Annotated in this window: 12 protein-coding genes; 5 read left to right on the forward strand and 7 right to left on the reverse strand. The window is 53.9% G+C overall.

Features of this window, described 5'->3' with window-relative positions; genetic code table 11:
- Positions 1–170: 170 nt before the first annotated feature.
- Positions 171–1,046 (reverse strand): aldose 1-epimerase family protein, encoded by an 876-nt coding sequence (locus NYE26_RS32575; RefSeq protein ID WP_339252924.1) that lies wholly within the window; start codon positions 1,044–1,046, stop codon positions 171–173.
- 195 nt (positions 1,047–1,241) lie between these two features.
- On the opposite strand from NYE26_RS32575, the gene NYE26_RS32580 reads away from it, so the two are divergent.
- The 3 genes from NYE26_RS32580 (at position 1,242) to NYE26_RS32590 (ending at position 3,564) form a co-directional block, all read left to right on the forward strand.
- Positions 1,242–2,471, forward strand: coding sequence for a Zn-dependent hydrolase (locus NYE26_RS32580; RefSeq protein WP_339252926.1), 1,230 nt, complete (start codon positions 1,242–1,244; stop codon positions 2,469–2,471).
- Between the two features lie 135 nt (positions 2,472–2,606).
- The gene (locus NYE26_RS32585) at positions 2,607–2,732 is read left to right on the forward strand and encodes a hypothetical protein (protein WP_339257703.1); all 126 of its coding nucleotides are present in this window, start codon (positions 2,607–2,609) and stop codon (positions 2,730–2,732) included.
- Positions 2,733–2,832: 100 nt separating this feature from the next.
- On the forward strand, positions 2,833–3,564 hold the full coding sequence (locus NYE26_RS32590; protein WP_339252928.1) for a methyltransferase: 732 nt from the start codon (positions 2,833–2,835) through the stop codon (positions 3,562–3,564).
- A 512-nt stretch (positions 3,565–4,076) separates the two neighbouring features.
- On the opposite strand, the gene NYE26_RS32595 is transcribed toward NYE26_RS32590, so the two are convergent.
- The 5 genes from NYE26_RS32595 to NYE26_RS32615 form a co-directional block, all read right to left on the reverse strand.
- The gene (locus NYE26_RS32595) at positions 4,077–4,904 is read right to left on the reverse strand and encodes a carbohydrate ABC transporter permease (RefSeq protein ID WP_339252930.1); all 828 of its coding nucleotides are present in this window, start codon (positions 4,902–4,904) and stop codon (positions 4,077–4,079) included.
- A 12-nt stretch (positions 4,905–4,916) separates the two neighbouring features.
- Complete coding sequence (locus NYE26_RS32600; RefSeq protein ID WP_339252932.1) at positions 4,917–5,798, reverse strand: sugar ABC transporter permease; 882 nt, start codon at positions 5,796–5,798, stop codon at positions 4,917–4,919.
- A gap of 234 nt (positions 5,799–6,032) precedes the next feature.
- Positions 6,033–6,824, reverse strand: a complete 792-nt coding sequence (locus NYE26_RS32605; protein WP_036726393.1) for a response regulator — start codon at positions 6,822–6,824, stop codon at positions 6,033–6,035.
- A gap of 27 nt (positions 6,825–6,851) precedes the next feature.
- Positions 6,852–8,624, reverse strand: a complete 1,773-nt coding sequence (locus tag NYE26_RS32610) for a histidine kinase (RefSeq protein ID WP_339252935.1) — start codon at positions 8,622–8,624, stop codon at positions 6,852–6,854.
- An 821-nt stretch (positions 8,625–9,445) separates the two neighbouring features.
- Positions 9,446–10,765, reverse strand: coding sequence for an extracellular solute-binding protein (locus tag NYE26_RS32615; protein WP_339252937.1), 1,320 nt, complete (start codon positions 10,763–10,765; stop codon positions 9,446–9,448).
- A 312-nt stretch (positions 10,766–11,077) separates the two neighbouring features.
- Here NYE26_RS32615 and ald point away from each other — a divergent pair, with 312 nt between their 5' ends.
- Both ald and NYE26_RS32625 read left to right on the forward strand, forming a co-directional pair.
- Complete coding sequence (gene ald, locus NYE26_RS32620; protein ID WP_339252939.1) at positions 11,078–12,211, forward strand: alanine dehydrogenase; 1,134 nt, start codon at positions 11,078–11,080, stop codon at positions 12,209–12,211.
- Between the two features lie 314 nt (positions 12,212–12,525).
- Entirely contained in the window at positions 12,526–13,794 is a 1,269-nt protein-coding gene (locus NYE26_RS32625; protein ID WP_339252941.1) for a helix-turn-helix domain-containing protein, read from the forward strand.
- Here NYE26_RS32625 and NYE26_RS32630 read toward each other — a convergent pair whose 3' ends face one another.
- Entirely contained in the window at positions 13,795–14,103 is a 309-nt protein-coding gene (locus NYE26_RS32630; protein ID WP_339257689.1) for a GNAT family N-acetyltransferase, read from the reverse strand. It abuts the gene before it with no gap.
- Between the last annotated feature and the right edge of the window lie 127 nt (positions 14,104–14,230).

Below are 14,230 nucleotides of genomic sequence, written 5' to 3' on the forward strand. Positions count from 1 at the left end.
CGCGTCACTTGATTTGTGAATATCTTACTATCCGGGTCAAAAGGTTGTATATACTACTAAAGTGTACTTATCGCTTGAGGAGGGGTGTGAACTGCCTGACGAGAAGCCGCTGTTCCGCAACAAAAAGGCCGCAGCACCACGGGGTGACTGCGGCCTTCGCCTGCTGAAATTTAGTTAAATGTAATCGCCAGCGCGCTGGTAAACTGGCTGCCCGGCGGCAGGGAGATGACATTCTGCTTCTCCCGGATATCGCCGGTGAAGCCTTCGATATCGGCCACACCATGCCAAGGCTCTATACACACGAACGGTGCATTCTTCGGCTGCCAGATGCCGAGATCGGGGAAATTGGTGAAGGCGACTGTTACGCTCTTGTCAGACTGTCTGCTTTTCAGGGCAACCGATTTGGACTGGACATTGCGGAAGACGAGGGCGTCATGCGCGAACATGTCGTGGTTCAGCGGCAGCTTGTTGTCCCCGCCGAGCATGGCCTCGCTCTGACCCGGAGTGATCAAGCCATTCTCATTCAGGAATAAGCGCTCCAGGCGCTCCGGCTGCTCAAATTCAATATAATAGTCGGTGAAGCTGCCTTCCCCGCCGACCGGGCAGTTGAATGCCGGATGGGTGCCGAGCTGGAAGAACATCTCCTCTTCTCCGGGATTCTCCACCCGGTAGCCGATGTCCAGCGTGCTGCCGTTCAGCGTATAGGTGAGATACAGATGGAAAGGATACGGGTAGCTGGCCAGCGTGTCCGCGCTGTGGGAGAGCCGGAAGACGGCATGTGTATCGCTGGACTCCACCAGCGTGAATTCGCTGCGTCTGGCGAAGCCGTGCCGGGCCAGCGGATACGCCTGCCCGTCTACCCGGACCGCTTCGCCTGCGGCTCCTCCGATCATCGGGAACAGCACCGGGGAACGGCCTGTCCAATAGGCGGCGTCTCCGTTCCACATATATTCAGTGTCTGTATCCGTTCTTTTGAAGCTGACCAGCTCAGCACCGAGTGAACTGATCTCGGCCACGGCCAGGCCGCTGCGTAAAATAGTGTTCATGCTTTTACCCCTCTCGTCCTGCAATATGTAATCCTGATGTCTCATATTCTAACAGACTTCCCCGCAGGTGCCAGCATATAACGGAAATTCTCCAGCCTATAATTTTTACAGTATGTACAATGACAAACATGTGGAATTCGTTAACATATAAGGATAGCAATCATTCCATTTCAGCGGAAACGGGGGAATAAGCCGATGCAGGTTAAGCAACTATTGGTGAACGGTGGGCGGCTGAAGAATACGATTGAGGCTTTTGCCGATTTCGGGCGGACAGATCATAACGGAGTTACCCGGCTGTCGCTGTCGGAGCAGGATGTGCGGGTGCGCGGCTATTTCACCGCCTGCTGCGAAGAGCTGGGCATGACCGTGAAGGTGGATGATATGGGCAATATGTATGCCACTCTGGCTGGCAGTGAAGAGGGGCCGCCCATCGTGATCGGCTCACATCTGGATACTGTGAAGAAGGGCGGCAGATTCGACGGTGTGCTGGGAGTGATTGCCGGCCTTGAGGTGGTGAGAACCCTGGTAGATCACGGGATTAAGCCCCTGCTGCCTGTCACGGTGATGAATTTCACCAATGAGGAGGGGGCGCGCTTCGAGCCGTCCATGATGGCTTCTGGGGTCTTGTCCGGCAAGTTCGATAAGGCGGCTATGCTGGAGAAGAAGGACCCGGAGGGGATCACCTTCGGAGATGCGCTCCAGGCCAGTGGCTATGCCGGGGAGGCGGAGAACCGGATCAGGGAAGCGGCGGCTTATCTGGAGCTGCATATTGAGCAAGGCCCTGTGCTGGAGAAGGAGAACGTTAAAATCGGTCTGGTTGACTGTGTTGTGGGCATGGTCTGCTATGAGATTGAAGTGACCGGGGAGTCGGATCATGCCGGGACTACGCCGATGGATATGCGCCGGGATGCGCTGTTTGCTGCTACGGATATTATTACGGAGCTGCGCCGCAAGCTGGCCGTGCTGGACCCTGAGCTGGTCTATACGATGGGGCGGATGAATGTGCTGCCAAATATCCATACGGTCATTCCGAACAAGGTGATCTTCACCGTGGAAGCGAGACATAAGGACATGGATGTGGTCCGTGAAGTTGAGGCGATTATTCACGGCCTGCCGGAGGAGCTGCTGGAATGCGGCGTATCGAAGACGAAGCTGTGGGGCCGCGACACGGTATGGTTCGATCCGGGGATCTGTGAGCTGGTGGAGCAGGCTGCGCAGAAGCTTGGTTACAGCAGCCGGAAGCTGGCGAGCGGCGCGGGCCATGATGCCCAGTTCGTGGCCGGATTCCTGCCGTCGGCGATGATTTTCGTCCCAAGTGTGAACGGGAAAAGTCACTGTGAGGAAGAGCTCACCTCCTATGAGGATTGTGAAATGGGTGTGAATGTAGTGCTGGAGACGGTGCTGTCGGTGCTGTCCCGCGACTGAGCGGCGGGTTGGTTAAGGTAGGCTGGGTAGGAGAATTGTATAGGATTGCCCCAAAAGACACTTAACCGGTGTCTTTTTTTCGTATCGGTGAAAGGGCACGGACGGAATCGGAATGTACTTGAAAAACCGAACACATTGGGCACGCGGGCCGGAGATTCGCCGGATGATTACACGATCTGGGGCGATTATTATTATCTGGAGGCGCTGATGCGGCTGGAACGGGGGATTCCGGGGTATTGGTATGAGCGGCCCGTGCTATAGATCCCAGCTATGTGGGATGGAGGTTTCCGGGTGCGGCCGGGATAATGGAGCCATGAGCCGGAGCCGGTCATGGCTCCTGCTCCTGACTGGAGGGGATAGAATGAACAACAATATAGCTAATGGGGGCAACCCATGGGAGCAGGCAGACGGGGATCAGTATGTACAGAACATCAGCCGCAAAATCCCCGGGTACGCGCTGCAATATGACTTGATGGATACGCTGCTGACAGCGCGGCTGGACAAGCGGGAGAAGCAGGAGCTACTGATCGTCGGAGCAGGCGGAGGACAGGAGATTCTGAAGCTGGGCCTGAGCCACCCGGACTGGAGTTTCAGCGGCCTGGACACCTCGCAGAGTATGCTTCAGGCTGCCAAGCAGCGGCTGGAGGCTGCGGGTCAACCGGGTCTGCTGGATAGAGTGCGGCTGCATCTTACGGAAATTAGTGACTGGAGCTGTGCTAGAGCGTACGATGCCGCAACCTGTATGCTGGTGCTTCATTTCGTGCAGGGGCGGGAGAGTAAGCTGGCGCTCCTTCGCAGCATTGCCGCGCGGCTTCAGCCGGGTGCGCCGCTCTGCCTGTCCGCCATCTGCGGGGTGCCGGGTACTCCTGCATGGGAGCTTCAGATGGCAGGCTGGCGGCTGCATATGCTGGGGAACGGGATCGCAGAGGAACAGTGGCAGACCTTCGAGCAATCGTTCGGCGTAATCTCTCATCCGCTCCATGCTGAAGAGATAGAGGAGTTGTTGAAGGAGGCCGGGTTCACTGCCGTATCCCGATTCTTCGGCGCATATCTGATTGACGGCTGGGTGGCGGTGAAGGTGGAGGAACAATAGCAACTGCACATTGTACAACGGAATGCTGTAGAAGAGGCTTCGAAATAGATTCTATTGTATTCCGTACAATCGAATATTGAAAAAAGGCCTTTTTTCAGCCAAATCACAACATTCCAATGTATGAAATACAATAGAATCTCATTTTACGGCCAGCAATACGTTTTCTATTGCAGGAAATACAATCAGCTACTTGAATTAAAGAGTTGAAGCCAGCAACGGGCGCAGGTTCAGCCTAATATCAGCTCGATGTTCATACTCAGACTTTAATCAGAGATAAGTGTATTCTGTGCAACTAAAAACAGTGCGCCCGAAGGTATTCTTCGTCTAACTGTATTCTGTACAACTATATTTGCCCGAATGGGCGAAAATCCAGATATAGAGGTATTTTAATTGTACGAAATACATCTAAACAGAGATTTGGCGGCACATCCCGCATTTTAGTTGTACAGACTGCACTTAAGCCTACCCTCGCACCTTAATCAGGCACGATCCGGCACAGCAACCCCTCCCCGTCACCCCTTCACCGCCGAGCTGGCTACTCCTTCAATGATATATTTCTGGCCGAGCAGGAAGACGAGAATCATCGGAATGATACCGGCGGTGGCGGCGGCCATCATGCCGTTGTAATCGACATTGTTCTCCAGGATGAAGTTCTGCAGCCCGAGCGGCACGGTGAACAGATCCTGGTCAATCAGGAAGACGAGTGCGTTCTCATAGTCATTCCAGTGCCAGGAGAAGTCGATAATTGCCAGTGTCGCCAGCGAGGGCTTGGCCATCGGCAGGATGATCCGCGAGAAGATGCGGAAATGGCCTGCGCCGTCGATGAAGGCGGCCTCCGAGATTTCATGAGGCACGGAGAGGAAGAACTGCCGCATCATGAATACGCCGAAGATGGTGAACATGCCGGGCAGAATCAGCGCCCAGTGGGTGTTATAGATGCCGGCCCAGTCGAACATGATGAACTTGGGCACGAACAGCACCTGCGGAGGAACCATCATCATGGACAGGTAGACCAGGAACATTGTATTGCGCCCCTTGAATTCAATCCGGGCAAAGCCGTAGGCCGCCAAGGCGGATAGGGAGACCGCACCGATGGTACTCAGCACAGCGACTTTAAGGGAATTCAGATAATAAGGCACGAAGCTGCCCTGGCCGGACCAGACTTTGATATGATGGCTCCAGTTGAAGTGGTCCGGAATCCACTGGATCGGATAGCGGAATACCTCTGCCGGGGTCTTGAAGGAGGTGCTGATCATCCAGAGGAAGGGCACAATCATGACGATGCTGAAGAACAGCATGATCAGGGTGGTGATGCTTTTGGTAACGATGGCTTTATTCATATTCTCAGCTCCTTAGTAGTGAACCCAGCGTTTCTGGCCCAGCCATTGAATGACGGTGAAGATCAGAATGATCAGGAACAGGGCCCAGGAGACCGCTGATGCATAGCCCATCTCGTAATAGCGGAAGGCATTCTGATAGATGAACAGGGATAATACGGTGGTGCTGTTCCCGGGGCCGCCCTGTGTGATCGCCTGGATGATGCCGAACTGCTTGATCGACATGATCAGCCCGGTAATCAGCAGCAGAAAAGTAGTGGGACTCACCAGCGGCCACAGGATGCTGCGGACCGTCTGCCACGTGCGGGCACCGTCGATAGTGGCTGCCTCCAGCAACTCGCCAGACACCTCCTGCAAGGCGGCGAGGTAGATAATCATGTTATAGCCGAGCATGAACCAGATCCAGATGATATCAATCGCATACATGGACGTATCCATCGTGGACAGCCAGCCGGGAGGATTCTCGATGCCCAGGGAGCGGAGAATGCCGTTGATCGGCCCGTTATTCGGGTGGAACAGCAGCATCCAGACGAAGGCTACGGCTACGCCGCTGGTAATGTAGGGCATGAAGTACAGGGCGCGCAGCAGCTTTTTGAGATAGACGGAACGGTTCAGAATGACAGCTACAAGGAACGCCAGCCCAATCGATACGGGAACAGAGACCAGGAACAGCAGCGTGTTCTTGATGGCAATATAGAAGACCTCATCCCCCAGCATCCGCCGGATATTGGCCAGCCCGATGAACTTGGTATTAGGACTCATAAACTTGTAATCTGTAAACATGAGATAGAACGAATACATAGCCGGTATGATAAAAAACAGCATCACGCCAATCATATTGGGCCCGATAAACAGATAGCCCAGCAGCTGCTGGCGTCGCATCCAGGTTGCCTTCACAATAGCCCCACTCCTTTAGGTCTTAATAAGTACATTACAAGCATAGCAAGCGTTCCCGTGAGGGTTAAGGAACAAAACCACCCACTTCATGGCACAGAAATATACAATTACGCAGGCGGCGGCAGGCGCTCCGGTCTTAGATATGTTCTATCCATGTTCCGGCCAGCAAGAATAGCGGCATTCCCGGAAGGAATGCCGCTGGGGCAATACTATAATCGTTATCTGAAAAACAGGCTATAAGCTTAAGCGATCCGGCTTCTCCCGCTGCTGATGCCGGTACTGGCTGGGCGTCTGCGCGGTCAGGCGCTTGAAAATCTTGATGAAGTAGTTGTCGCTCACGAAGCCGACCCGGTTGCCGATCTCATAGACCGGCAGGTCGGAATCGGTCAGGAGCCGGATCGCCTGGTCTACCCGTACACGGTGCAGATAGTGGATCAGGGTGTGGCCGGTTTTCTTTTTGAACAGGGTGCTGACATAATTCTCGGCCATCATGACATACTGGGACATCGACTTCACTGTAATATCCTCAGCGTAGTGTTCGTGGAGGTAGTGAAGAATCTTCTGGATCTCCGGGTGGCTCGTAATCTCCTCATGGGCCGGCGGGGGCGGGGGCGACTCCTTAGGCATATCCGGCTCTGCCTTGCGGTTCTTCTCCAGCTCCCCGCTGATCTTGCGCAGTGTGTCCCGGAGTGAATTCACGCTCATCGACAGCTTCAGAATATAATTGGATGCCCCGTATTCCATGGCCTGCCGCACATTCTCGAAATCATTCATGCAGGTCAGCATGACGAAGCGGGAATCAAATCCTTCCTCACGGGTTCTGCGCAGCAGCTCGACGCCATCCATCTCCGGCATGACGATATCCGAAATCACCAGATCGGGCGTATTCTCCCGGATCATCTCCAGCGCTTCTGCCCCGTTGCCCGCTTCTCCGCTGACCGTGAAGCCAAGTTCCTCCCAGGCGATAATCTCGCGCACACTTTCCCGTACGAATACCTCATCCTCCACAAGCAGTACCTTCCACATGTGTAATCCCTCCCGTAGTTATGCGCCTCAAGCCGGATGTTCGTTGCCGTAAGGTGTGGACATTAGCAGCGGCAGCGTCAAGCGCACCGTAACGCCTTCGCTGGTTGAGAGCACCTCAAGCTGTCCCTCTTCCCGGAACAACAGCCGCAGCCGCTCCTGAATATTACTCAGTCCGATGCCCGGACGCTTGCGCGGAGCCTTGGGGCCGCCGCCCTGCTCCATGCCTACGCCGTTGTCCCGGATCTCTACGACCAGCCGGTTCTCTTCGCGGTGGACGTTCAGCTCAATAAGGCCGTGGCCGGGCAGTCTGCTGATTCCGTGAATGATGGCGTTCTCCACCAGCGGCTGAAGGCTGAGCTTCGGCACCAGAGCATACAGAATGTCCTCGTCATACGTGAACGTACAGTCGAATTTGTGCGCGTACCGGACCTGCTGAATATGGACATAGGCTTCAACCAGCTCAATTTCATCCTTGAGATGGATCAGATCCTTATCGGTGTTCAGACTGGCCTCCAGCAGCTTGCCGAGCGACAGGGTCATGTTCGTAATATCCTCGTTCTGCTCACGGATGGCGATCCATTTGATCGTATTCAGCGTGTTGAGCAGGAAGTGGGGATTCGTCTGGGCCAGCAGCATCTGAAAATGCACCGCCTCCTTCTGCCGCTCCTCCGCCTTCAGCTTCTGGATCAGCAGGTTGGTGTCGTCCAGCATCGTATTGAAGGTCCGGGTCAGCTCCAGGATCTCGCCGCTGAATTTGTGCTCCGGCAGGCGGATCTTCAGGTTTTTCTGCACCGCCGCCTTCATCTTGTTCTGCAGATGGGACAAGGGCCGCGTAATGGTCGTAGCAATCACGAAGGTCATCATCAGGAAGATGCTCGTCAGCACCAGGAACGTAAGGAAGTACTGCTGCTTCAGCCCCTCGATCTCCACGAACAGCACAGACAGCGGAATTCGGTTGACGATATACCAGTCCAGCGACTCCACATAGATATAGTTAATCAAGGCGTTCGAGTCTTTATCGATAAAATACTGCTGTCCCGGCTGTCCGGCAAAGCCTGCCTTCACCTTGTCGGACAACTGGCTGCCCGGAACCGACTGGGAGATATCCTCGCCCGAGCGGGTAATCAGGAAATACTGCTGCTCCAGATCGGACTGCTTGTGGATGGAGCGCAGCCAGTACGTATAATCAATGCTGATCCGGGCCATGCCATACGGCTGGTTCCGGGCATCCTCCAGATACGCGTATAAGGATAGAAGATAGGCGCTGGTAGAGACATCACGCAGAACGTAGTTAGTATCATTAGGCACCCAGTGATAAGAGCTGTTGTTCATCTGCCCTCTGTCGAACCCGGGATTTCCCCGCAGATCCGAATAGACCAGTGAATCCTTGGGCGGGTAAGAGGTGTATTCGCTTTCAGATAAGTCCAGAATCATGAAGTAGACCGAAGGATTATACAGGAAGAAGCTGTTGTTCAGGTTCTTGAAAATATTCTCCATCAGCCGCTTATTCTCTAGCTCATTACGCTGTTCAGGATGGAGCAGTACAGACTTCACGGTGTCATCCTGCTTTAGGAACAGCAGCGTCTTGAAGGCAATGCTGATCTGGTCCTCCAGCGTGCGGTACATCTGCTCCAGCTGATAGTGGCTCTGCTGGCTGATTTTCTTCTGGACCAGCGTCTCAATGCGCTGATAGTTATAGATATTCAGCGCGCCGAACGGCAGCAGAATCAGACACACAAAGGCGGTGAACAGGCGGTATTTCAACTTCTGGGGAATCAGCACACGCAGCAGCTGTGACACAGGGAAGCACCTCCAAGCCTGACTGAACCTGCCCGGTTCGGGTCGGTTGATATGCTAGATTATAGCATAATCCCTCCGCCGGATTGGCGATATTTCAAATTGCATGGTTTTGTTCCAGCAGGCACGGGAGGATGGCGGAAATGCATAGTTTTGTTCTATCCGGGCTGCTTGACGGCGGGACAAGAAAGACGGAGCGGATGGTTATCCGCCCCGCCTTGTCAAGGGAGCTCCTGGAGTATGGAGAGGTATAAGATGTCAGTTTAAACGTATGATGTTGTACTTCAGCGCAAGCAGAAGAAACACGCCAGCCAGGAGAATGACCCCCGCCGAGACTAATCCGCCAATAATGATTGTCCTGTCAAAGGGTTTGAAGCTTTTGAACATTTCATCACTCCTTTGTAAAGATAGTCCCTCCTCCTTGATTATATACTTTCCGCCAGTGTGGGCGGTAATGAGGGATCCTGGACTCCTGGACGCATGTGCCTCCTATGTCTGTGGACCGACGGACTCAGAGGCTCTTATTTGGCGAAAAAGTCAACTTTCTGCTGGCAGCCGGACTCACAGGCCGTTATATCACTCCAGGTAACCGGAAATGAAGCGAAAAATGGTAGTTAAGCGCATCTGAGTCCGCGTAGCCTCCAGAATAGCCGAATTTGCCAAAATAAGCGCATCCCAGTCCACAAGAACCCGCGTTCATTCAAGCCTTAGCCTGTTCCCCTTAGGGTCAGATAAAAGAAAGAGAGGCGCCATGATTTCCATGGTAAGCCTCCCGTATGATGCGCAATATTTCTCTATTTTCAGTTCCGTCTTCACCTTTGCCGCTACTTCTTCTGCTTCAAATACTCGTTATGCCGCGCTGCCATGGCCTGCACGGTCTGGTCAAGCGACTGCGAGCCGAGGAAGTACTTCTCGTACTCCTGTGAGCGCAGGTCCATTACCTCTTGCGGCAGGCTGCGGACATAGGTTGGCGTCTTATTGTCGAACATGACGTACATCAGGGAGTCCAGATCGTAGGAGTCACTTTTGTCTCCGATGAGGCTCTTGAGCGCATCCTCCTGCTTGGCATCCTTGGAGGCCGGGAGTCTTCCACCCGCTGCCATCGGGGACATGCCGCCATCGGAATACCACTTCAGGAACTCCCAGGCCGCTTCCTGCTTCTTGGACTTGGCGTTAATGGAGATGTAATCGCCGAGGCCCCCGCGGGTCACGTAATCACTGGCGGATTCAGCAAGCCGGGGTACCGGAGCGAAAGCGATTTTGAATTCACGCGGGAAGTCGGTGAAGTTATTCGAGCTGCGCAGCAGCCACGCCCCGATATTGAGCATCGGTACCTCTCCGCTGAGGAAGACCTGCTCCACCGGCATCTTGGAAGTCAATTGCTCGCCGAGCGGCGGCGTAGTCTTATCGTCCTGCATCATCCCGTTCAGCGTCTCCAGCCATTGTCTTACCAGCGGATGATCGAGATTGGAGGTGCCATCCGGCTTAGTGTAGCCCTCCTGGGACAGCACGGAGTCGATGGGGTCCACGAAGGGCTCCATATTTTGAATAAAACCGTATGAATTGCCGCTCTTCAGCTTCTTCGCATACTCGCGCAGCTCATTCCAGGTCCATTCCTTCGGAACCGGCAGGCCTGCCTTATCGAGGGCGTCTTTGTTCAGGGCGATGAAGAACGGGCTCTTGGTTGTCGGAACGCCGTAGAACTTGCCGTCAATCTTCCAGCTCGCAGTGTCCGCGCCCATCTTCTCTTCAATGTTGTAATCGGTGAAGCCGCTGAGGTCCAGGGCCAGTCCCGATTCCACCCGCTTGGCGGCATGGGAGATTGTATAGTTCACGAACAAATCCACATCCTGGCCGGTAATCATCGCCGTATCCAGCTTCAGATTGCCGTCGTCGTCATTGACATAGCGTACATATTCCACCTGAATATCGGGGTGCTCCTTGTTCCAGTTGTCCACGACCTGCTGCGGACCGGATTCTGGAGGGACACCGCCCCACATTTTGAGCGTTACCGGTGTATTCTTACCTGTGGCAGAGCTTCCATTGTCCGCTGAAGATGAATTGCTGCTGTTCCCGCAGCCTGCGGCCAGGCCCATGATCAGAACGAGCGAAGTGATTCCGGCAATAACACGGCTCTTGTTCAAAAGCGACAACCTCCCTGTGTGTACTGTATAAGCTTGCAATTCAAGAATAGCAGATGGCCGTAAGCGTCAGAAGGAACAAAAAACAGGAGAATATGGAACATAACTTTATAATATCTCCCCGGGTTAGGGCTAGGGCGGCAATAGTGCAGGGAAACGTTCTATTCCGGGAGCAGTTGGTGCGGCGTTTCAAGTCCATTGTGTAAAAACACAATCATGTCAGATCATGTTTTTCTTTTTACCCAAAATGCAGCTCCGGCCTGTATGTTATGATTCTTCACATAAGAGAACCCTAACTGACAGGAGCGATGAAAGATGATTATTGGCGTACCGAAAGAGATCAAAAACAACGAAAACCGGGTAGCGATTACCCCTGCAGGTGTTGTCAGCCTGACCGCAGAGGGCCACAAGGTGCTGGTGGAAGCAGGAGCGGGTGTAGGCAGCGGATTCCAGAATGAAGAGTATGCCGCAGCCGGTGCTGAATTGGTGGCAGAAGCCGCCGCAGTGTGGGCCGCCGCTGAAATGGTAATGAAGGTGAAAGAACCGCTCGCTAGCGAATACGGTTACTTCCGTCCAGGGCTTATCCTCTTCACTTATCTGCATCTGGCTCCAGAGCCAGCTCTGGCTGCCGCCCTTAAGGACAAAGGCGTATTCGCCATCGGCTACGAGACGGTAGTGGATGGACGTACGTTGCCGCTACTCACACCCATGAGCGAGGTAGCCGGACGGATGGCTGTACAACTGGGCGCACAATTCCTGCAAAAGAACTACGGCGGACAGGGCATCCTGCTCTCCGGGGTTCCCGGCGTAAGCCGCGGCAAGGTCAGCATTATCGGCGGCGGTGTGGTCGGCACCAACGCAGCCAAGATGGCCATTGGCCTCGGCGCTGAGGTGACCATTATCGACCTGAGCGCAGACCGGCTCCGCCAGCTTGACGATATTTTCGGCGCACAGATCAGCACCCTGATCTCCAATCCGTACAACATTGCTAAGGCTGTTGCTGAAGCAGACCTGCTGGTAGGGGCAGTGCTTATTCCGGGCGCGAAGGCGCCTAAGCTGGTAACGGAAGCGATGGTGCAGACGATGAAGCCAGGTTCTGTCATTGTGGATGTGGCGATTGACCAGGGCGGGATTGTGGAGACGATTGACCGGGTGACCACGCATGATAACCCTGTGTTCGAGAAGCATGGGGTTCTGCACTATTCCGTAGCCAATATGCCGGGCGCAGTGGCCAAAACCTCGACCATTGCCCTAACCAACGTCACCGTTCCGTACGCCCTGCAAATTGCCAACAAAGGCGTATTCCAGGCCATTGAAGATAATGCCGGTCTGAAGAGCGGCGTCAACGTAGCCAACGGCAAAATCACCTGCCAGGCCGTAGCCAAGGCGCTTGGAGAAGAGTACTTCACGGTTGAAGCTGCTGTAGAGCAGGAGTTCACACTGATCTGATGTGTGGTGGGAGAGTAAACAGAAGAATGTGTGTCAGAGTCCGGTGAGCAATCACCGGGCTTTTTTTTGGCGAGTGGACCAGGCGGATGTAGGCGAAAAACCGAACACATTGGGCCAGCGGGGGTCGAGCGCGTCTGACACCCGCCCCATGTAAGCTATCGCTCCACGTTATTTTGCTTTTGACGCAAATTCTTCATGATATGTCAGGTTTTCTACTGAAATCTGTTTTATTCCTATAGGCAACTGCCAGACGCTGTAATATAATGTAATCACTTATATAAGCTTCGGCTATTCTTGGGGTTGGGGTGGGAACATTGACAGAAGCAGAGCCATCATTTGACCGTTTTTTTGACAGTATGGAATCCCTGGCGGATACGCTCAGCGAATCGCTCCAGTCCCAGGTTACGATTGAGGACAGCAATCATCATGTGATCGGGTACAGCTCCCATCAGACGGAGAGTGATCCGGCGCGGATCTCGACCATCATTGGCAAAAAGGTGCCCAGCACGGTCATTATCGGTCTACGCAAAAAGGGAGTTATGCATGAGCTGGAGAGCAGCATTCATCCGATCCGCATCCCTGCGGTAATGGAGGTCGGGCTTGGCCCGCGGCTGGCCATGTGCATCAAGCACCAGCAGGAGATTCTGGGCTATATCTGGGTGGTAGACCGGGGGAATCTTACCGAAGGGCATGCGGAGCGTATCGTGGAGAAGGCTGCCGGGATTGCCGGACGTCATCTGCTGAAGCAGCGCGGCTGGAAGACGAAGCAGGAGAAGACGTTCGAGGACTTCTTTTGGAAGCTGCTGACCTCGCATTATGAGAGTGAGCCGCGAATCCGCCAGGAGGCAGAGGCCGGGGCGATTCTGCTGCCGGAGCGTTATTATATCGGGGTGCTGGAGAGCAGCAGGCCGGTGGATGAGCATTTTTTGCAGAAATTCCGCAGGGTGATGGCTACCTATACCGGGCAGCGGCTGCTTTTTCAGACCGCCGAGCAGAACCGGCTAATTATTCTTTTCTCCTTTATATTTCCGGTGGAAGGGACCGGACGTCTGTCTTCGTTCCTGCACAAGCTGCTCGGGGAGCTGGGCCAGAGCGAAGGCGGCAGGCTTACGGCAGGGTGCAGCCCTGAATACCGCGAATATACCTCCGCCGCTGAAGCGTACCGCGAAGCGCTGCAGATTCTGGAGTTGAAGAAGCTGCTGCCTTATCATACCCGTGAGCTGCTGCTCTATGAAGAGATCGGGTTCTGGGCGTACCTTCCGGCGATTCTGGAACAGAAACGGAGCCGCCCCCGCCGGAGCTTGCTGCTCTATCCGCTGAAGGAGCATGACCGTGAGCATAAAAGCGATCTCCTGAAAACCCTCGCCGTATATTTGTCGCTGAACGGGAATTTGAAGGAATCGGCCGCTTTTCTGCATATTCATACCAATACCTTAATGTACCGTCTGAACCGGATCGCCGAGATTACAGGCCGGAGCCTCAAGGAGACCGATTACCGCACCTCCATCTACCTGGATCTTCTGACCGAGGAGACCGCGCAGGTAAATCTATGGTTCCAGGAGGCTGCCGGGTCCAAAGAGTAGCTAATGTTTTCGGGCGATCCGAAACGCATTGGTAGCCGCTTCAAAGCCGATTTGAGGATAGAACGATAGAGCTTCCTCGGAAGACAGCAGCACGATGGACACCTGATCTCCTAATGTCTCCTGAAGCAGCTGCACCAGGTCTTTGCCTATATTCTGCTTCTGATACTCCTTAATTACGGCCAGATCCGACAGATAACAGCAGTAGCAATAGTCGGTGATGGCCCGTGCTAAGCCTACTACACGCTCACCGTCCCAGCAGCTGATAATGCCTCCGTGTATATTAATTTTTCTGAATAATACTGAATTAATATAGAGAGTCTGCCTTTCAACTGGGTAGGCTTTTTATATTTTTTATTATTTTTTAAGTTCTGGTTGTAATCCATCTGTGTAAATTACCTTATATAGTGAGGGCATCTGTTCTGAGCCTATCTGCTAA

This window comes from Paenibacillus sp. FSL P2-0136, assembly GCF_037975325.1.
Classification (GTDB): domain Bacteria; phylum Bacillota; class Bacilli; order Paenibacillales; family Paenibacillaceae; genus Paenibacillus_AQ; species Paenibacillus_AQ silagei.

Bases quoted from the DNA above. Each gene is read 5' to 3' on its own strand.
- NYE26_RS32575 (WP_339252924.1), bottom strand. From the start codon at position 1,046: ATGAACACTATTTTACGCAGCGGCCTGGCCGTGGCCGAGATCAGTTCA.
- NYE26_RS32595 (WP_339252930.1), bottom strand. From the start codon at position 4,904: ATGAATAAAGCCATCGTTACCAAAAGCATCACCACCCTGATCATGCTG.
- NYE26_RS32605 (WP_036726393.1), bottom strand. From the start codon at position 6,824: ATGTGGAAGGTACTGCTTGTGGAGGATGAGGTATTCGTACGGGAAAGT.
- ald (WP_339252939.1), top strand. From the start codon at position 11,078: ATGATTATTGGCGTACCGAAAGAGATCAAAAACAACGAAAACCGGGTA.
- NYE26_RS32580 (WP_339252926.1), top strand. From the start codon at position 1,242: ATGCAGGTTAAGCAACTATTGGTGAACGGTGGGCGGCTGAAGAATACG.
- NYE26_RS32590 (WP_339252928.1), top strand. From the start codon at position 2,833: ATGAACAACAATATAGCTAATGGGGGCAACCCATGGGAGCAGGCAGAC.